The sequence below is a fragment of the Halomonas sp. H33-56 genome (genome assembly GCF_040147035.1).
Lineage (GTDB): Bacteria > Pseudomonadota > Gammaproteobacteria > Pseudomonadales > Halomonadaceae > Halomonas > Halomonas litopenaei.
Genome location: NZ_JAMSHP010000001.1, coordinates 4,297,317 through 4,316,477, shown reverse-complemented (window position 1 = coordinate 4,316,477; position 19,161 = coordinate 4,297,317). Strand labels below are relative to the sequence as shown.

Sequence of the window (19,161 nt, the reverse complement as noted above, 5' to 3'; positions counted from 1 at the left end):
TATCGTGGGGCTCCCTGCCCCCGAGTCGGGGGTTCAAGCCTGGTAAGCCCATGGATATTACCGAACTGCTGGCACTCTCGGCAAAGCAGGGCGCCTCGGATCTGCACCTGTCGGCGGGACTGCCACCGGTGATGCGCGTCAATGGTGAACTGGAGCGTCTGCCTGGCCCGCCGATGGGCGATGGTCAGGTCAGATTGTTGCTCGAGTCGTTGATGGATGAGGAGCTGCGCGAGCAGTATTCGCGCACCCACGAGGCCGACTTTTCCCACCAGATACCGGGTCTGTCGCGTTATCGCGTCAATGCTTTCGTCCAGCAGCGCGGGGCGGCGGCGGTCCTGCGTACCATCCCCGATCGTATCCCGACGCTTTCGGAGCTGGGGATGGGCGAGATCTTCGAACGTCTTGTCGCCCTGCCGCGGGGCCTGGTACTGGTGACCGGGCCCACCGGGTCCGGCAAGAGCACTACGCTTGCGGCGATGATCGACCATATCAACCGCCACCGTCGCGACCATATCCTCACCATCGAGGATCCCATCGAGTTCATCCACCACAGCCAGCAGGCGCTGGTGTCCCAGCGTGAGGTACACCGCCACACCGAGGGCTTTGCCGTCGCCCTGCGCAGCGCCCTGCGCGAGGATCCCGACGTCATTCTGGTCGGAGAGATTCGCGACCTGGAAACGGCGCGCCTGGCCATGACCGCGGCCGAGACCGGGCATCTGGTATTTGCCACCCTGCATACCGCCTCCGCGGTCAAGACCATCGATCGGATCATCGATGCCTTCCCGGGTGATGAAAAGAATGCGGTGCGGACCATGCTGTCGGAGTCGTTGCAGGCGGTCGTCTCCCAGGCGCTGCTGCCCAGCAGCCGGGGCGGGCGAGTGGCGGCACGCGAGATCCTCTTGATCAATCAGGCGATCCGTCATCTGATCCGCGAGGACAAGTTGGCCCAGATCTACTCATCGATGCAGACCGGCGGCCAGGCCGGCATGCAGACCCTGGACGCCGACCTGGCGAGACTGGTGGCCTGTGGCGAGGTGGCGCCGGAGGATGCCCGGCGCCTGACGCGTGAATCTCTGGTCGATAGCGCGCCGAGCGCCGGCTGGAGCGGCGGGCAGAACGAGGGCTGGGTGAGCCCCCAGGGCGAAGGCTGGGGGTGAAGCGGTGGTTCAGAGCCAGTCGTTACCCTTTAGCGGGCGTAGAGCCCGCCGAGCACGCGCTCTGCGCTGGCGCCGGTGACCGACGGCAGGTTGCCGGGTTGCAGATTCAGTCGGGCATGGGCCAGCCAGGCAAAGGCGGCGGCTTCCAGCCAGTCGGCCGGCCAGCCCAGGGATTCGCTGTCCAGTAGAGTAGCCTCCGGCAGCTGGCGCGCAAGGCGTGCCAGCAGGTCCAGGTTGCGTGAACCGCCGCCGCAGGGCACCAGGTCGAGGGAGGCAGGGGCGGTAAAGTGCTCCCGCGCCATCTCGATGCCCAGGGCGACGCTGGTGGCAGTGAGTTCCGCCAGGGTGGCCTGGACGTCCTGTGGTGACTCTGAACCGTTCAACTGCGCCTCTGCCCAGTCGAGAGAGAACAGCTCACGCCCGGTGCTGCGAGGCGGTGGGCGGTGAAAGTAGGGCTCTGCCAGCCAACGCTCGAGCAGCGCGGTATCCACCTGGCCGCCGGCAGCCCAATCGCCGTTGGCGTCGAAGTGGGTGCCGCGATGGCGTTGGTGCCAGGCGTCGAGCAGGGCATTGGCAGGCCCGGTGTCGAAGCCCAGTGGAGCACGCGGGTCCGAGGTCGGCGGCAGTAGCGTCAGGTTGGCGATGCCGCCAAGGTTCAGCACCAGCCGCCAGCGTTCGGGGTGGCGAAATACCTGCTGGTGGAAGATCGGTGCCAGTGGCGCGGCCTGACCACCTGCGGCCAGGTCGCGGCGGCGGAAGTCGGCGACCACGGCACAGCGAGTCAGCTCGGCCAGCCGGCTGGGATTGTCCAGTTGCAATGTATAGGGGGGCGTGCCTGGCTGGTGGCCGTAGGGGGCATGCTCGATGGTCTGCCCATGGCTACCGATGGCAGCGATGTCCTCGGGTTCAAGTCCCTGTTGCTCGAGCAATCGCTGGACTGCCTCGGCCTGGCACTGGCAGAAAGCCTCCTCGGCCCAGGCCAGGTCAGCAAAGCTGACCTGATCGGCGTGGGCCAGTTGCCACAGCCGCTCACGCAGAGCCTGCGGCATGGGAATGCCGACGCTGGCCTCCAGAGCTGCCGTGCCTGTGGCGTCAAAGCGCACCAGGGCGGCGTCGATCCCGTCCATGCTGGTGCCCGACATCAGTCCAATGAAGCGTTGCATGGGCCTTGTCATCTCAACCGGTGGAAAGGTTCATGGTAACATCCCCGCCACTGTCTATACCTGGCGCCGGCGCCGCGACGACGTGCCCCTGCTGACGGGGGCGTCGATGTCCGCGCAAGGGCCGATTGACCAAGCCAAGCCGAGCTGGAAAGCCGAATTGATAAGTGGAGTGAATACCATGAGCGATGTGGACGAGGCCCTTGCGCTGATTCAGCGCGGCACGCACGAGATTCTGCTGGAGGATGAGCTGAAGAAAAAGCTCGCTTCCGGGCGCAAGCTGAGAATCAAGGCGGGCTTCGATCCGACCGCGCCGGACCTGCACCTGGGCCACAGCGTACTGTTGACCAAGATGCGCCAGTTTCAGGATCTCGGCCACGAGGTCATCTTTCTGATCGGCGATTTCACCGGACGCATCGGTGACCCCACCGGCAAGAACGTCACCCGCAAGCCGCTGACCGAGGCCGAGGTCAAGGCCAACGCCCAGACCTACAAGGAGCAGGTGTTCAAGATCCTCGATCCCGACAAGACCGAGGTTCGCTTCAACGCCGAGTGGTTCTCCGAAATGAGCGCCGCTGACATGATCGAACTCGCCGGTCAGACCACCGTGGCGCGGATGCTCGAGCGCGATGACTTCGAAAAGCGCTACAAGGGTGGCCAGGCCATCTCGGTACACGAGTTCCTCTACCCGCTGGTCCAGGGCTATGACTCCGTCGCCTTGAAGGCTGACATCGAGCTGGGTGGAACCGACCAGAAGTTCAACCTTCTGATGGGCCGCGAGGTGCAGAAGCACTTCGGTCTCGAGCCCCAGGTCGTCATTACCATGCCGCTGCTGGAAGGCCTCGACGGCGTGCAGAAGATGTCCAAGTCGCTGGGCAACTATGTCGGCGTCGACGAAGCGCCGGGGGCGATGTTCAACAAGCTGGTATCGATGCCCGACAGCCTGATGTGGCGCTATTTCGAACTCTTGTCGCTCAAGGACAATGCCGCCATCGAGGATCTGCGCGCGCGGATCGAGCGCGGTGACAACCCTCGTGACATCAAGATGGAGCTGGCGCGCGAGCTGATTGCCCGCTATCACGGTGATGAAGCGGCGGCGAACGCACACCGAAGCGCCGGTAACCAGTTGGCGGAAGGTGAGCTGCCCGAAGACCTGCCCGAGGTCGAGGTGGTCTTTGAAGGCAGCGATCAGGCGCCGATTGCGGCAGTGCTCAATCGCTCGGGACTTGCCAACAACAGCGCCCAGGCCAAGGACATGCTGGGTAATGGGCGTGTGCGCGTCGATGGCGAAGTGGTGGCCAAGGATCTGATGCTGGCGCTCGGCCAGAGCTATGTCATCCAGGCCGGCAAGAAGCGTTACGCCAGAGTGACGCTGCGCGGCTGATCCGCCGGTGTGACCATCGCTTCCGGGACGCTCGCCACTGGCGGGCGTCCTTCGTTTTGCCACCCGCCTGCCTGCGACCTGTCCACAGGCGGGTGCGAGAAGATGGCTGTGGGTAACATGAAGGCGCGAGTCGTGGGGCAGGCGAAGGCCAGGGCTGGCGCAGCAAGGGTGGCTTGGCAACGACAGGCGAGGCTTCCGGGGGCGCAGCGGGAAGTGAAAGGACAGGCCGGCTCGCTGCACCAATCAGCTATGGAGTACTGGTCTGGAATAGCGCAGTAGAGACGTGAAGTAGGGGGTGGGTGTTGGAGGCTTCTGGCTCATGACGATGTGATGACGCCGGCGTGAAATTTTTTTACACGAAGTGCTTGCCAAGGCCGGCCCCGATCCGTAAAGTACGCATCCGCTGCCGGCGACGAGCAAACGTCACAGGCGGTGAAGGGTGGTAAAGTGATTGTTTTGAAAAGGCTTTTTCAAGTCTTCGAAAAATTCTCCATTTGACGGGCAACGAGAAATCGGTAAAATGCTCGCCACTCGATCGGAGTCGCCAAAACGGCATCGCAGGATGCGCGTCAGGCTCGCTTCGCTTTCTCTTGGGTCCTGCAGGCATCGCTTGCACGGCGAAAAAAGAAAGCCTTGACGAAACGCTTCGATTCTGTAGAATACGCCTTCCTCGCAGGGCGCTGTGACAAGGGCTCGGGTTAACGATTCGGGCTGCGGCGCAGCAAAGCGAGACGCTCTTTAATAATTTGATCAGGTAATTCATGTGGGCGCTTGCCGATGAGTCAGTGGCACTGTCACTGAAATATCAAGGCAAGCGACTCGTCAAACGAGACGTTTGAACCTTGAGCCAAGTTTGGTCCGCTTAACGGACTATCAGACTTTAAACTGAAGAGTTTGATCATGGCTCAGATTGAACGCTGGCGGCAGGCCTAACACATGCAAGTCGAGCGGAAACGATCCTAGCTTGCTAGGAGGCGTCGAGCGGCGGACGGGTGAGTAATGCATAGGAATCTGCCCGGTAGTGGGGGATAACCTGGGGAAACCCAGGCTAATACCGCATACGCCCTACGGGGGAAAGCAGGGGATCTTCGGACCTTGCGCTATCGGATGAGCCTATGTCGGATTAGCTAGTTGGTGAGGTAACGGCTCACCAAGGCTGCGATCCGTAGCTGGTCTGAGAGGATGATCAGCCACATCGGGACTGAGACACGGCCCGAACTCCTACGGGAGGCAGCAGTGGGGAATATTGGACAATGGGCGAAAGCCTGATCCAGCCATGCCGCGTGTGTGAAGAAGGCCTTCGGGTTGTAAAGCACTTTCAGTGAGGAAGAAAGCCTTGAGGTTAATACCCTCGAGGGAGGACATCACTCACAGAAGAAGCACCGGCTAACTCCGTGCCAGCAGCCGCGGTAATACGGAGGGTGCGAGCGTTAATCGGAATTACTGGGCGTAAAGCGCGCGTAGGCGGCTTGATAAGCCGGTTGTGAAAGCCCCGGGCTCAACCTGGGAACGGCATCCGGAACTGTCAGGCTAGAGTGCAGGAGAGGAAGGTAGAATTCCCGGTGTAGCGGTGAAATGCGTAGAGATCGGGAGGAATACCAGTGGCGAAGGCGGCCTTCTGGACTGACACTGACGCTGAGGTGCGAAAGCGTGGGTAGCAAACAGGATTAGATACCCTGGTAGTCCACGCCGTAAACGATGTCGACTAGCCGTTGGGCTCCTTGAGAGCTTTGTGGCGCAGTTAACGCGATAAGTCGACCGCCTGGGGAGTACGGCCGCAAGGTTAAAACTCAAATGAATTGACGGGGGCCCGCACAAGCGGTGGAGCATGTGGTTTAATTCGATGCAACGCGAAGAACCTTACCTACCCTTGACATCGAGAGAACTTTCCAGAGATGGATTGGTGCCTTCGGGAGCTCTCAGACAGGTGCTGCATGGCTGTCGTCAGCTCGTGTTGTGAAATGTTGGGTTAAGTCCCGTAACGAGCGCAACCCTTGTCCCTATTTGCCAGCGATTCGGTCGGGAACTCTAGGGAGACTGCCGGTGACAAACCGGAGGAAGGTGGGGACGACGTCAAGTCATCATGGCCCTTACGGGTAGGGCTACACACGTGCTACAATGGCCGGTACAATGGGTTGCGAATCCGCGAGGTGGAGCTAATCCCATAAAGCCGGTCTCAGTCCGGATCGGAGTCTGCAACTCGACTCCGTGAAGTCGGAATCGCTAGTAATCGTGAATCAGAATGTCACGGTGAATACGTTCCCGGGCCTTGTACACACCGCCCGTCACACCATGGGAGTGGACTGCACCAGAAGTGGTTAGCCTAACTTCGGAGGGCGATCACCACGGTGTGGTTCATGACTGGGGTGAAGTCGTAACAAGGTAGCCGTAGGGGAACCTGCGGCTGGATCACCTCCTTAAACGACACGTCATCTGACTGTCGGTAAGTGCTCACAATGAATTACCTGATCAAGCAAGAGTAGCGACTGAAGGGTCAACGCTCGAGGCTAGAGTAGCTGGACCCTTGTAGTATGGGGCCATAGCTCAGCTGGGAGAGCGCCTGCCTTGCACGCAGGAGGTCAGCGGTTCGATCCCGCTTGGCTCCACCATTTCTCGATTTCGAGTAAAACAGTCGTCAAGTTCTAAGCAAGATGCTTGTTCGCCACCAGGCGATATCAAGTCTCTCGCTTAGAGCTTTTGCTCTAACGCTCTTTAACAATGTATATCATGCTGACAAAGTAAGATACGTTTCAAGCGTATCCGGCAATTGTCGTGACATCATCGATTGACAGACCCTTTGGGGTTATATGGTCAAGCGATGAAGCGCATACGGTGGATGCCTAGGCAGTCAGAGGCGATGAAAGACGTGGAAGCCTGCGATAAGGTTCGGCGAGGTGGCAAACGACCTGCGACCCGGACATCTCTGAATGGGGAAACCCACCCAAGGTAACTTGGGTATCTCATGTTGAATATATAGACATGAGAGGCGAACCGGGGGAACTGAAACATCTAAGTACCCCGAGGAAAAGAAATCAACCGAGATTCCCCTAGTAGCGGCGAGCGAACGGGGACCAGCCCTTAAGCAACACAACTGGTAGGTGAACAGACTGGGAAGTCTGGCCATAGTGGGTGATAGCCCCGTAACCGAAACCTGAGTGTTGTGAAATCGAGTAGGTCGAGGCACGTGAAACCTTGACTGAAGACGGGGGGACCATCCTCCAAGGCTAAATACTCCTGACTGACCGATAGTGAACCAGTACCGTGAGGGAAAGGCGAAAAGAACCCCGGAGAGGGGAGTGAAATAGATCCTGAAACCGTATGCGTACAAGCAGTGGGAGCCAACTTGTTTGGTGACCGCGTACCTTTTGTATAATGGGTCAGCGACTTATTTTCAGTGGCGAGCTTAACCGTATAGGGGAGGCGTAGAGAAATCGAGTCTTAACTGGGCGACCAGTCGCTGGAAATAGACCCGAAACCGGGCGATCTATCCATGAGCAGGTTGAAGGTTGAGTAACATCAACTGGAGGACCGAACCAGGATCTGTTGAAAAAGATTTGGATGACTTGTGGATCGGAGTGAAAGGCTAATCAAGCCCGGAGATAGCTGGTTCTCCTCGAAAGCTATTTAGGTAGCGCCTCACGTATCACCGCCGGGGGTAGAGCACTGTTTCGGCTAGGGGGTCATCCCGACTTACCAACCCGAGGCAAACTCCGAATACCGGTGAGTGCAAGCGTGGGAGACACACAGCGGGTGCTAACGTCCGTTGTGAAAAGGGAAACAACCCAGACCGTCAGCTAAGGTCCCGAAATCCTGGTTAAGTGGGAAACGATGTGGGAAGGCTTAGACAGCTAGGAGGTTGGCTTAGAAGCAGCCATCCTTTAAAGAAAGCGTAATAGCTCACTAGTCGAGTCGGCCTGCGCGGAAGATGTAACGGGGCTCAAACCAGGTACCGAAGCTACGGGTTCGCCGAATGGCGAGCGGTAGAGGAGCGTCGTGTAAGCCGATGAAGGTGTGTTGAGAAGCATGCTGGAGGTATCACGAGTGCGAATGCTGACATGAGTAACGACAAGGGGAGTGAAAAACTCCCCCGCCGGAAGACCAAGGGTTTCTGTTCGACGCTAATCGGAGCAGAGTGAGTCGGCCCCTAAGGCGAGGCCGAAAGGCGTAGTCGATGGGAAACGGGTCAATATTCCCGTACCTCACAGTATTGCGATGGGGGGACGAAGAAGGCTAGGTGAGCCAGGCGTTGGTTGTCCTGGTGAAAGCCGGTAGGCTGAGGATTCAGGTAAATCCGGATCCTCAAGGCCGAGAGGCGAGACGAACTGACTACGGTCAGGAAGTCATCGATGCCACGCTTCCAGGAAAAGCCTCTAAGCTTCAGATACTGTGAGACCGTACCCCAAACCGACACAGGTGGTCAGGTAGAGAATACCAAGGCGCTTGAGAGAACTCGGGTGAAGGAACTAGGCAAAATGGTGCCGTAACTTCGGGAGAAGGCACGCCGCATTAGGGTGAAGGTCCTCGCGACCGGAGCCTGACGCGGTCGAAGATACCAGGTGGCTGCAACTGTTTATTAAAAACACAGCACTCTGCAAACGCGCAAGCGGACGTATAGGGTGTGACGCCTGCCCGGTGCCGGAAGGTTAAGTGATGGTGTTAGCTCACGCGAAGCTCCTGATCGAAGCCCCGGTAAACGGCGGCCGTAACTATAACGGTCCTAAGGTAGCGAAATTCCTTGTCGGGTAAGTTCCGACCTGCACGAATGGCGTAATGATGGCCACGCTGTCTCCACCCGAGACTCAGTGAAATTGAAATCGCAGTGAAGATGCTGTGTACCCGCGGCTAGACGGAAAGACCCCGTGAACCTTTACTACAGCTTCACACTGGACGCTGATGTTGCTTGTGTAGGATAGCTGGGAGGCTTTGAAACCCTGTCGCCAGATGGGGTGGAGCCAACCTTGAAATACCAGCCTGGCATCATTGGCGTTCTAACTCAGGACCGTAATCCGGTTCGAGGACCGTGTGTGGTGGGTAGTTTGACTGGGGCGGTCTCCTCCCAAAGAGTAACGGAGGAGCACGAAGGTACCCTCAGCACGGTTGGAAATCGTGCAGTGAGTGCAAGAGCATAAGGGTGCTTAACTGCGAGACAGACACGTCGAGCAGATACGAAAGTAGGTTCTAGTGATCCGGTGGTTCTGTATGGAAGGGCCATCGCTCAACGGATAAAAGGTACTCCGGGGATAACAGGCTGATACCGCCCAAGAGTTCACATCGACGGCGGTGTTTGGCACCTCGATGTCGGCTCATCACATCCTGGGGCTGAAGTCGGTCCCAAGGGTATGGCTGTTCGCCATTTAAAGTGGTACGCGAGCTGGGTTTAGAACGTCGTGAGACAGTTCGGTCCCTATCTGCCGTGGGCGTTGGAGATTTGAGAAGCGCTGCTCCTAGTACGAGAGGACCGGAGTGGACGTACCTCTGGTGTTCCGGTTGTCACGCCAGTGGCATTGCCGGGTAGCTATGTACGGACGGGATAACCGCTGAAAGCATCTAAGCGGGAAGCCCCCTTCAAGATGAGATCTCCCTGAGGCCTTGAGCCTCCTAAAGGACCCAGCAAGACCAGCTGGTTGATAGGCCGGGTGTGGAAGCGCTGCAAGGCGTTGAGCTAACCGGTACTAATGGTCCGTGAGGCTTGACCATATAACACCCAAAGGGTTTTGGTCGATGATGTCTCGAATCAATTGACGGATACGATGAAGCGTATCGTCAGCATGGTGTACGTTGTCTTTTTTCCGCCTGACGACCATAGCGAGTGGGAACCACCTGATCCCTTGCCGAACTCAGAAGTGAAACCGCTCAGCGCCGATGGTAGTGTGGGGTCTCCCCATGCGAGAGTAGGTCATCGTCAGGCATTTATTCAGAAGAAGCCCAATTCCGAGAGGAGTTGGGCTTTTTCGTATGCATGGGGCAGACCCCGCTCTTTATATGTGGGGCCGCACTGCGTGCGGTCCGGCCGCTCGCAGGCTCGCGTCGTTCGTCCCCCCTTGCAGCTTCGCTGCAAACCCTGGGGTGACTCACCCCCATGCGAGCGACCTTGTTGTCTAAGCGTCATCGTCAGGCATTTATTCAGAAGTAGGCCCGATTATCGAGAGATAGTCGGGCCTTCTTTTTGTAAAGAGCGCATGCATGGCTCTCTACAAGTTCAGCCCCGCTTTTTATTTGTGGGGCCGCGCCGCCGCCCCCGCGGTGCGGTCCGGCCTGGCTCTTCTCAAGGGGGGGGCTCGCGTCGTTCGTCCCCCTTGCAGCTTCGCTGCAGCCCTTGTGAAGAGCGCTGGGGTGACTCACCCCCATGCGAGCGGACTTGTTGTCTAAGCGTCATCGTCAGGCATTTATTCAGAAGAAGCCCAATTCCAGGAGGAGTTGGGCCTTCGTTTTGTAAAGTCTGGTCATCGAGCAGCTGAGCCAGCGCTATCACCAGAATCTTCCACCAGAAGGGGAGAGTGGCGACCGACAAACTTGATTTAGGCTTGTGCGATACGCGGGTTGAAGCACGGCGGCTGGACCTCCATCTTGTACAAGCACGTGACAGATAAAGTCGATTGTCTAATTTATCGATCCATGGAGGATGTCATGACGCAGCAAGTGGAAGGCAAACGTGTCGCGATTCTCGCCACCCACGGTTTCGAGGAGTCGGAGCTGGCGGTACCCAAGGCGAAGCTTCAGCAGCAGGGCATCGTGGTGCACGTGGTCTCCCCGGAGGCCAAGGGCATCAAGGCCTGGGCAGAAAACGACTGGGGTGACACCTACGACGTCGACGTGGCCCTGGATGATGTCAGCGAACATGACTATCACGCTCTGGTGTTGCCTGGCGGCCTGTTCAATCCCGACGCCCTGCGCCAGGACGAGAAGGCCTTGAGCTTCGTCAATGCTTTCTTCCAGGCTCACAAGCCGGTGGCAGCGATCTGCCACGCCCCCTGGATCCTGATCAACGCCGGGGTGGTCGAAGGTCGCAGGCTGACCTCCTACCCGAGTGTCGAACAGGATCTGCGCAATGCAGGCGCCGACTGGGTCGACGAGCAGGTAGTGGTGGATAACGGCCTGGTGACCAGCCGTAAGCCTGATGATCTGGATATCTTCTGCCACAAGCTGGTCGAGGAAATCCACGAAGGGCGTCACGAGAAGCAGCACGCCTGACGCTGTTCGATACAGCAACCTGGCGGAACGCAACAGGCCCCCGGCGACTTGGTCGCCGGGGGCCTGTTGCGTGTTGAGGTGGTGTTGGCTGGTGATGTAGCCGAGCCAGTTCGACGGGCTCGTTCGAAGGGCTGGTTCGACGGGCCTATTTGACGGTGGAAGAAGCGTTCATTGATGGAGTGACCGAATCGGTCTGTTCCTCGCCAGTGGGCTCGATGCGCTTTACGCCGAACCAGCCGGTCCAGGGCCCGATCATGGCCAGCAGGATCGAGAAGACGATACCCAGGTAATTGAACAGCGCCCATGGAGCGTAGTCCAGGGTGGCGACACCCAGGGTGCCTGCCATGTAGACGGCGGAGACGGTCCAGGGGGCCAGTGGCTCGGGAATCATGCCGCCGTCTTCCATGCTGCGCGACAGATTGAGCTGGTGCAGGCCTCGCTTGCGATATTGCTCGGCGAACAGCTCACGGGTCAAAAAGAAGGTTACGTAGCTGTTGCCGGTGGCCAGGATGATGGTGCTGCTGGCCGCCAGCGAGGCCAGGATAGTGCCGCGGGCGGAGCGCACGTAGGCCAGGCTGCGATCGAGCACGACCTTGAGGATGCCGGCTGCCTCCAGCGCCGAGGCAAGAAGAAGGCGCACAGCGCGAACAGCACTGCTCCGTGCATGCTGTAGAGCCCGCCACGGTTCAGCAGGCTGACCAGTGCCGGGGGCAGGGTGGCGACGTCCAGGCCCGGGTTGAAGCCGGCCAGCAGGCTGACGTTGAAGCCCGATACTGCGGCCTTGGTCACCGCCTCGGGGCTGGCACCCTGGAGCAGTATCGCCAGCAGGGCGGCGCAGGCCGAGGCCAGGAACAGTACCACTAGGGTCGGCTTCTTGCGCACCGAGCCGAACAGCACGATGGCTACCGGCAGCAGCAACAGGAGGTTCAGCTGATAGAGCCCGCCGATGGTCTCGGCGCTGGCGGCGATGGCCTCCGGGGTGCCCTCTGCCAGGTCCATGTTGAGGCCGAGTATCAGGTAGACCACAGCGGCCACCACGCTGGCGGGCAGTGAGGTGTACATCAGGTGGCGGATGTGTCGGTACAGGTCTTCGCCTACCACCATGGAAGCCATGATGGTGGTGTCCGACAGCGGCGACAGCTTGTCGCCGAAGTAGGCGCCCGAGAGCACCGCGCCGGCGGTGATCGCCAGGTTGATGTCCATGGCCGCGGCGATGCCCATGATGGCCACCCCCAGGGTCCCGGCGGAGCCCCAGGAGGTGCCGGTGAAGGTGGAGACGATGGCGGTGCCGAAGAACGCCATGACGTACAGGTAGCGGGGATCGATCAGCTCCAGGCCATGGTAGATGAAGTAGGGAATGGTGCCCGAGATCATCCAGGTGCCGATGATGATACCGATGCTGTAGAGCACCAGTAGCGCGGACAGGGCGGTGCGTACCTTGTTGCCCATGATGTCCATGACGCCTTCCCAGGTCCCGCCGTGCAGCAGACTGAACAGGGTGGCGGCGGCGCCCAGGGTGATCAGCACCAGTTCGGTGGGTAGGCCCGCCACCACGATGCCGTAGACGATGGCGAAGGCGATGGCGGTCAGCAGGATCAGGGATGGAACAAGTCCAGGTTGTCGTTGTATGGCTGGCATGGGATGTCCTCCTCGTGGTGATCAGCGTTCGAGCGCGGCGAACCCCCGCTCGAGGTCGTCGATGATGTCGTCGATGTGTTCAAGCCCGATGGCCAGGCGAATCAGCGGTTGTCCGCTGCCGTCGGGGCGCATGGGAGACAGCGCAAGACTTTCGTAGCCGCCCCAGCTGACGCCGATACGCATCAGTTCGAGGGCGTCGATGAAGTTCGCGATGCGCGAGTAGCTGGGGTGGTGAAGCGCAAAGCTGAGCAGGCCCGAATGGCCGTGCAGCTGGCGGGCGGCCCAGTCGGCGGCGGCGCCTTTGGCGAGGCTCGGGTGATGCACCGCTGCGACCTGCGGGTGGTCAGCGAGAAAACGGGCGACCGCCAAGGCGTTGCGCTGATGCTCGGCCATGCGCACCGGCAGGGTGCGTAGACCGCGCAGGATCAGCGAGGCGCTGTGGGGCGACAGGGCGGCCCCCAGCAACTGGTGACCGTTGGCGAAGAGCCTGTCGATCAGCTCGGCGTCGGCGATGACTGCGCCGCCGACCACGTCGCTGTGCCCGCCGATGTACTTCGACAGCGAGTGCACCACCACATCGATGCCGTGGGTAAGCGGCTTCTGGAACAGCGGGGTGGCCCAGGTGTTGTCGATCAGCGTGAGGATGCCGCGTTTCCGGGCGATGGCGGAGATAGCCTCGAGCTCTGCCAGCTCCATGCGCAGTGACGACGGACTCTCGATGTAGATCAGGCGGGTCTCGGGCCGCAGGTGGTCGGTCAGTTGCTGGTCACCGGCGATACCGTCGTGGCTGACGCCGTAGCGGGCCATATGGTCGAGCAACTCGACGCTCGGCCCGTAGGTCTGGTTGATGCGCAGGACGTGGTCGCCGTGCTTCAGCAGCGAGAATAGCGTGGCGGAGATGGCGCCCATGCCGGAGGCAAAGGCCTTGCATGCCTGGCCACGTTCCAGCGCCGCCAGCTTGTCCTCCAGCAACTTGACGGTGGGATTGAGCCCGCGGCTATAGATGAAGCGTTCGCGTTCGGCCAGCTGTGCGCGGCTGAAGCTTTCGAGGTCCGGGAAGGTGAAGATGCTCGTCTGGTAGACGGGAGGTGCCACGGCGCCGTGATGATCCTGGCGCTGTTCGAAGGCGTGACTACAGATATGGCGATCCTGTGGGTCCACGGTGCGGTCTCCGCAAGCAGGGTGGATTGAGCTATCAGCCTGTCTGATAGCTAAGCTAGCACGGCCCTGCTGGCCCCACAATTGATCCAGAAGAGGTTTGCCGTTACCGTCGATCAGTCCCCTGGACGCCTTTCCTTCCTGGATGCCAACGTCATGAAACGACTCTACTTATCGGACACCGTCGCCGGAGAGATCAGCGCCTATATCGCCAAAGAGCAGTTGGCGCCGGGGGCGCGCCTACCCTCGGTGGGGGAGTGGATGGAGCGCCTGAAGGTAGGTCGATCTACCCTCCGGGAGGGCCTCAAGAAGCTCCAGGCCGAGGGCATCATCGAGGTGGTCAACGGCAAGGGGATCTTCGTCAGCGAACAGCGGACCTTTCAACTGCTGGCCAGTCTTGGCATCCACGACGCCAGGGCGCATCTGCTGGAGATGCTCGAGGTTCGCCAGGCGCTGGAGGCTCAGGCCATCCTGCTGGCCGTGCGGCACGCCGAAGAGGCCGCCTTCGAGGCCATGGCCGGCCACCTGGATGACTATCGACGTGCTCGGGCGAGGGAGGATTTCCTCGCGGTCAGCGAGGCCGACGCGGCTTTTCACCTGGCGATCTATCAGGCCTGCGGCAATCGCGTGCTGGTTGGGCTGATCCAGATGATGCACGACGAGCTGTACCTGTCCTGGGACTCGCCGGACGATCGTCATGAAGTGTTTGACGCAAGTTTTGCCCACCACGAAGACCTGCTCGAGGCCATGCGGCGGCGTGATGAGCAGGCCGCTCTGGCCGCCTTCGACAGCCTGGTCGGTGCCACGCGCAAGAGCGTCGAGGCCATGGTGTCGTGAAGACGCCGGCCTGGTGGCTGGTTCGTTGCGCCTGCAGCAATAGCGTACAGGGCGGGCTTCGCCCATCAGATCTTGCTGCTTCGATGCAGCAAGCAGCGAAGCAGTGGCCGGTCAGTAGGCGGCTGGCATTGGCGTTGTGGAGGACTTTCGAGTCCAGGCTCGGGCATTGTCCGCGTGGCTGCAATCGAGCAGAGTGGCGGACGCTTGCATGGTGCCATTTTCCTTTTGCTCGCCACCGCCCGTCGGTGCTCGTAACACCTGGAGGAGTTGCTCAGAGGCACACCCACAGGAGTGTTGCAGACGCGTGGATTTCCGGCGACAGGCGACATTCGATAGACTATGCCCTTTTCCCGTGGAAGGGGCGAGGGATGACCATTGGTGAGCTGATTCGGCTGTTGAGTGACGGCGAGTTCCACTCCGGCCAGCAGCTGGGGGAAAAGCTGGGCGTGTCGCGGGCGGCGGTGTGGAAGCAGCTGCGCAAGCTTGAGGATCTCGGCATCCCCATGGAGGCGGTCAAGGGGCAGGGGTATCGGCTAGCCGAACCCCTTGAGCTGCTCGATGGGCCCTCGGTGGTAGCCGCGTTGTCACGCGAGTCGCGTCGGCACCTCTCGCGCCTCTTCGTGGAAGACACCCTGCCCTCGAGCAACGAGTTCCTGCGCGAGCGTTTTCGTCAGGGAGCAGGGCACGCTGAGGCCTGCCTGGTCGAACAGCAGAGCGCCGGCCGTGGGCGGCGCGGGCGCACCTGGACGACCCCCTGGGGGCGCACGCTGATGTGCTCCGTGGGCTGGCGCTTCGATTCGGGTGTCGCTGCCCTGGAAGGCCTCAGCCTGGCCATCGGTGTGGTGCTGGCCCAGGTGCTGGAACGCCATGGGCTCAAGCCCGGGCTGAAGTGGCCCAACGATGTGCTGTTGCCCTTGGGTCCGCAAGGGGCGGCTCAGCAAGGATTGGATGAGCAGGCAGCGACCGGGCAGGGGGCGGGTCAGCAGGGCTTTGGCAAGCTGGCCGGTATTCTGGTTGAGATGAGCGGTGACGCCGCCGGCCCCTGTGAGGTGGTGCTCGGCATGGGCATCAACGTGGATCTGCCGGAGAGCTTCCGGGCGAAGATCGATCAGCCGGTCGCTTGTGTGCATGATCAGGCTCCGGGGCTATCCCGTAACGTGCTGGCGGCCGAATTGCTGGACGGTCTGCTGGGCATGCTGGCAGGTTTCGAGGAGCAGGGGTTCGATGCCTGGCGCGACGCCTGGAACGCACGTCACGCCTTTGCCGGTTGGGACATCGAGATCATTCGAGGGGAGCGGCGCGAGCTGGCCCAGGCAGGAGACGTGGATGGCAGTGGCAATCTCTGGGTGCGCAAGGGCGTTGACGGAGAGCGGCAAGAGCGCCTGGTGGGAGGAGAGATCAGCGTGCGGGCTCGCCCATGATTCTTGATCTGGATATCGGCAATACCCTGTCCAAGTGGCGCCTGAAGGACGCTGACAGCAGCGAGATTCGCTCCAGGGGCGCGGTGTGGACCCGGGAGGAGTGGAAGCCCGGGTCGGACATTCCCGACCTCGACGTGGTCGAGACGGTGCGCATTTCCAGTGTAGCGAGGCGTTCGGTGCTGGCGCAGACCGAGTCGCTGCTCAAGGACCGGGTGCGTTCGGTGCACGTGGCGCGTTCCTGCCACGAAGCGCTGGGCGTCACCAACGGCTATCACGAGCCGGGTCGACTGGGCGTGGATCGCTGGATGGGGGTGCTGGCGGGCTATCAGCTTGCCGGTGCCAGCTGCACGGTGGACTGTGGCAGTGCCATCACTATCGACTTCGTGCTGCCAGGCGGGCGTCATCTCGGGGGGTACATCCTGCCGGGGCTGCGTCTGATGAAAGAAAGCCTGAAGCTGGGCACCCGCAACGTGGCCATCGACCCGGACAGCGAGGCAGACGAGCTGCTCGCTCCTGGGCGGCGCACGGTAGAGGCGGTCAATCACGGTATCTACATGGCCGCTGTCAGCGCGGTCAATCGGATCTACAGCGAGGTCTGTGATCGTGAAGGGGTGGCGCTACCCATGCTGGTCACCGGCGGCGATGCCAGGGTGGTGTCTCGTGGTATTCGCGTACCCCACGCGATCTGGCCGGACATGGTCTACGCCGGCCTTGAAGCGTGCTTCCCTCTGACGGCAGCAGAACGTGCCGGCAAGATGGCGGGGGCGCCGGTGCCGCCGGCTCCGGTGGCGCTGGAAAAGATCCGCGCGGGGTTGGCGTTTTCGATGCTGCTGTGACCGTGGTTTTCCGGTGCGCCGTAAAAAAAAGCCTATGGAAGCCTTGCGTTATCCATTCTGCTTTGACACAATGCGCCGCGTTCCGAGGTACAGCGACCCGCGGGTTGCAGGCTGCCGTCGAGACAGGTTGTAAGAGTTTTGCGTGCAGCTTGATTCTTTTAAAACAACCACTTGACTTCTCGGAGCAGGGCGATAAAATACGTCGCCAGTTGGAGGGGTTCCCGAGTGGCCAAAGGGAGCAGACTGTAAATCTGCCGCGAAAGCTTCGAAGGTTCGAATCCTTCCCCCTCCACCAGATTTTGATCGACCAGAGTTGTGGTTTCTGGTTGATGCGGAGCAGGCGGTCGGACGCTGCCAGGCTGGTTTGGGTTCGGTGGGCTTTGCTTCAGCAAAGAAGGTTTAGTACCGATTTTGCGGGCATAGTTCAATGGTAGAACCTCAGCCTTCCAAGCTGATGATGCGGGTTCGATCCCCGCTGCCCGCTCCAGAGTTCAGGCAATGTGAGTCGTTGGATTGCCGAAGAGTGCGCTCATGTAGCTCAGGGGTAGAGCACACCCTTGGTAAGGGTGAGGTCGACGGTTCAAATCCGTCCATGAGCTCCATCTAAGAAAAGCGAGCCTAGGCTCGCTTTTTCTTTCTCCGCCGCGTCTGCAGGGCGGAGGGGGTTGCCAGGCGAGATCCGTTTCGCTATCATGGCGCCCGCTGTTGCAGAGGCTGCCCGCAAAGGGTGGTTTGCATCGAGTACAGGCCAGTAGCTCAATTGGCAGAGCAGCGGTCTCCAAAACCGCAGGTTGGGGGTTCGATTCCCTCCTGGCCTGCCAGTCTTCCCCAGGCTGGCAGTTTTTTATATACTTTCGTGTTTCGATTGCCGCGCCCTGAGGAGTCTCGTTTTCATGAAGCATAACGCCGAGGTGCAGGAGTCGCGCCACGACGGGCTCAAGTGGGCGGTTGTCGTCGTTCTTCTGGTGCTGGCCGTCGTTGGCAACACCTACTTTGCCGACCAGCCGCTTCTGTATCGTGTTCTGGGCGTTGTTGCCCTGTCTGTCGTTGCTGCCCTGGTCGCATTGACCACCACCAAGGGGCGTGAATTGGTGGAGCTGGCGCAGAGCGCCAGGAAGGAAATTCAACGTGTCGTCTGGCCGACGCGCCCCGAGACCATCCAGACCACCGCCATCGTGCTGGTGGCTGTGCTGGTGGTCGGGCTGCTGCTCTGGTTGATCGACACGCTGCTCAGCTGGGCGATGTCCGGCGTCATCGGTTAGGAGTCTTCATGTCCAAGCGTTGGTACGTCGTCCACGCCTACTCCGGCTTCGAGAAGCACGTCATGCGCTCGCTGATCGAGCGTGTGAAGATGCACGGCATGGAAGATCTCTTTGGTGAGATTCTGGTGCCGACCGAAGAAGTCGTCGAGATGCGTGACGGCAAGCGCCGCAAGAGTGAGCGCAAGTTCTATCCCGGCTACGTGCTGGTCGAGATGGAAATGGTCGACGAGACCTGGCACCTGGTCAACGAGACGCCCCGTGTCATGGGCTTTATCGGCGGGACCAAGGAGAAGCCGGCGGCGATCACTCAGCGCGAGGCCGACGCCATTCTCAGTCGCGTCAGGGATGGGGCCGAAAAGCCGCGTCCCAAGACCATGTTCGAGCCCGGTCAGTCGGTGCGCGTCATCGATGGCCCCTTCGCCGATTTCAACGGCGTGGTCGAAGAGGTCAACTACGACAAGAGTCGTCTGCAGGTCAGCGTGCTGATCTTCGGGCGCGCCACTCCCGTCGAGCTGGAGTTTTCCCAGGTCGAGAAGGAGTAGGTCGACAAGTTTCTTACGGTGGGTCTGCTCAGGCAGGCCCACCGTCATGTGCTGAAAGTTTTCAGTGCGTAGGGGTCGCCTCGAGAGGCGGCCGTTTTGTCCGGGGAGCCGCAAGGCGCTACTACCCAACTGGAGTCCATCATGGCCAAGAAAGTACAGGCTTACATCAAGCTGCAGGTTGCAGCTGGTAAGGCCAACCCGAGTCCCCCCGTGGGTCCCGCGCTGGGTCAGCACGGTGTCAACATCATGGAATTCTGCAAGGCGTTCAACGCCGAGACGCAGAACATCGAGCCGGGTCTCCCGACTCCCGTGGTCATCACCGTCTACTCCGACCGCAGCTTCACCTTCGTCACCAAGACACCGCCCGCCGCGGTGCTGCTGAAGAAGGCCGCTGGTATCAAGTCCGGCTCTGGTGAGCCGAACAAGAAGAAGGTCGGTACCGTGACCCGCGAGCAGCTCGAAGAGATCGCCAAGACTAAGGAGCCGGACATGACGGCTGCCGATCTCGACGCCGCGGTGCGTACCATTGCCGGTAGCGCCCGCAGCATGGGCCTCAACGTGGAGGGTCTCTGATC

At 60.6% G+C, this 19,161-nt stretch carries 13 protein-coding genes, 5 tRNA genes and 3 rRNA genes; 17 read left to right on the top strand and 4 right to left on the bottom strand.

Annotation, left to right across the window (positions count from 1 at the left end):
* Positions 1-50 precede the first annotated feature (50 nt).
* Positions 51-1,157 carry a type IV pilus twitching motility protein PilT gene (locus NFH98_RS18510; protein ID WP_213229420.1) on the top strand — a complete coding sequence of 369 codons (1,107 nt, stop codon included), beginning with the start codon at positions 51-53 and terminating at the stop codon, positions 1,155-1,157.
* Between the two features lie 29 nt (positions 1,158-1,186).
* Here NFH98_RS18510 and NFH98_RS18505 read toward each other — a convergent pair whose 3' ends face one another.
* Complete coding sequence (locus NFH98_RS18505) at positions 1,187-2,320, bottom strand: anhydro-N-acetylmuramic acid kinase (protein ID WP_349623025.1); 1,134 nt, start codon at positions 2,318-2,320, stop codon at positions 1,187-1,189.
* 178 nt (positions 2,321-2,498) lie between these two features.
* Between NFH98_RS18505 and tyrS the strand changes: the two genes are divergently transcribed.
* The 6 genes from tyrS to NFH98_RS18475 all read left to right on the top strand — a co-directional run bounded on the left by tyrS (position 2,499) and on the right by NFH98_RS18475 (position 10,892).
* Positions 2,499-3,701 (top strand): tyrosine--tRNA ligase, encoded by a 1,203-nt coding sequence (gene tyrS, locus NFH98_RS18500; protein WP_045993280.1) that lies wholly within the window; start codon positions 2,499-2,501, stop codon positions 3,699-3,701.
* Positions 3,702-4,583: 882 nt separating this feature from the next.
* Positions 4,584-6,121 (top strand): 16S ribosomal RNA (locus tag NFH98_RS18495).
* 113 nt (positions 6,122-6,234) lie between these two features.
* Positions 6,235-6,310 (top strand) — tRNA-Ala (locus NFH98_RS18490).
* A gap of 200 nt (positions 6,311-6,510) precedes the next feature.
* A 23S ribosomal RNA gene (locus NFH98_RS18485) occupies positions 6,511-9,398 on the top strand.
* A 95-nt stretch (positions 9,399-9,493) separates the two neighbouring features.
* A 5S ribosomal RNA gene (rrf, locus tag NFH98_RS18480) occupies positions 9,494-9,609 on the top strand.
* The 16S, 23S and 5S rRNA genes sit together here with 1 tRNA gene alongside, the layout of an rRNA operon.
* Positions 9,610-10,328: 719 nt before the next feature.
* A complete protein-coding gene (locus NFH98_RS18475) occupies positions 10,329-10,892 on the top strand; it encodes a type 1 glutamine amidotransferase domain-containing protein (RefSeq protein WP_108449166.1) in 564 nt (187 codons plus the stop codon).
* Positions 10,893-11,037: 145 nt separating this feature from the next.
* Here the strand turns inward: NFH98_RS18475 and NFH98_RS18470 are convergent, their stop codons facing one another.
* The 3 genes from NFH98_RS18470 to NFH98_RS18460 are packed head-to-tail and all read right to left on the bottom strand — an operon-like array spanning position 11,038 to position 13,691.
* Positions 11,038-11,481 (bottom strand): Na+/H+ antiporter NhaC family protein, encoded by a 444-nt coding sequence (locus NFH98_RS18470; protein ID WP_348827185.1) that lies wholly within the window; start codon positions 11,479-11,481, stop codon positions 11,038-11,040.
* The gene (locus NFH98_RS18465) at positions 11,376-12,530 is read right to left on the bottom strand and encodes a Na+/H+ antiporter NhaC family protein (RefSeq protein ID WP_349623024.1); all 1,155 of its coding nucleotides are present in this window, start codon (positions 12,528-12,530) and stop codon (positions 11,376-11,378) included. The genes NFH98_RS18470 and NFH98_RS18465 overlap by 106 nt, the downstream gene beginning before the upstream one ends.
* A 21-nt stretch (positions 12,531-12,551) precedes the next feature.
* On the bottom strand, positions 12,552-13,691 hold the full coding sequence (locus tag NFH98_RS18460; protein ID WP_348827183.1) for a trans-sulfuration enzyme family protein: 1,140 nt from the start codon (positions 13,689-13,691) through the stop codon (positions 12,552-12,554).
* Between the two features lie 153 nt (positions 13,692-13,844).
* On the opposite strand from NFH98_RS18460, the gene NFH98_RS18455 reads away from it, so the two are divergent.
* The 10 genes from NFH98_RS18455 (at position 13,845) to rplK (ending at position 19,159) form a co-directional block, all read left to right on the top strand.
* Complete coding sequence (locus NFH98_RS18455; protein WP_348827182.1) at positions 13,845-14,525, top strand: FadR/GntR family transcriptional regulator; 681 nt, start codon at positions 13,845-13,847, stop codon at positions 14,523-14,525.
* 368 nt (positions 14,526-14,893) lie between these two features.
* Positions 14,894-15,946, top strand: a complete 1,053-nt coding sequence (locus tag NFH98_RS18450) for a biotin--[acetyl-CoA-carboxylase] ligase (RefSeq protein WP_349623022.1) — start codon at positions 14,894-14,896, stop codon at positions 15,944-15,946.
* Positions 15,943-16,782: a type III pantothenate kinase gene (locus NFH98_RS18445; protein WP_045990874.1), complete on the top strand. Its 840-nt coding sequence runs from the start codon at positions 15,943-15,945 to the stop codon at positions 16,780-16,782. Before NFH98_RS18450 ends, NFH98_RS18445 begins: the two co-directional genes overlap by 4 nt.
* 211 nt (positions 16,783-16,993) lie before the next feature.
* Positions 16,994-17,077 (top strand) — tRNA-Tyr (locus tag NFH98_RS18440).
* A gap of 118 nt (positions 17,078-17,195) precedes the next feature.
* A tRNA-Gly gene (locus NFH98_RS18435) sits at positions 17,196-17,269 on the top strand.
* A 40-nt stretch (positions 17,270-17,309) separates the two neighbouring features.
* Positions 17,310-17,384, top strand: a tRNA-Thr gene (locus NFH98_RS18430).
* Positions 17,385-17,527: 143 nt separating this feature from the next.
* Positions 17,528-17,603: transfer RNA gene (locus NFH98_RS18425), tRNA-Trp, on the top strand.
* 72 nt (positions 17,604-17,675) lie between these two features.
* A complete protein-coding gene (gene secE / locus NFH98_RS18420; protein WP_045990873.1) occupies positions 17,676-18,044 on the top strand; it encodes a preprotein translocase subunit SecE in 369 nt (122 codons plus the stop codon).
* Between the two features lie 8 nt (positions 18,045-18,052).
* Positions 18,053-18,586 carry a transcription termination/antitermination protein NusG gene (nusG, locus tag NFH98_RS18415; RefSeq protein WP_045990872.1) on the top strand — a complete coding sequence of 178 codons (534 nt, stop codon included), beginning with the start codon at positions 18,053-18,055 and terminating at the stop codon, positions 18,584-18,586.
* A 141-nt stretch (positions 18,587-18,727) separates the two neighbouring features.
* Positions 18,728-19,159: a 50S ribosomal protein L11 gene (rplK, locus tag NFH98_RS18410; RefSeq protein WP_045990871.1), complete on the top strand. Its 432-nt coding sequence runs from the start codon at positions 18,728-18,730 to the stop codon at positions 19,157-19,159.
* The last annotated feature ends 2 nt before the right edge of the window (positions 19,160-19,161 follow it).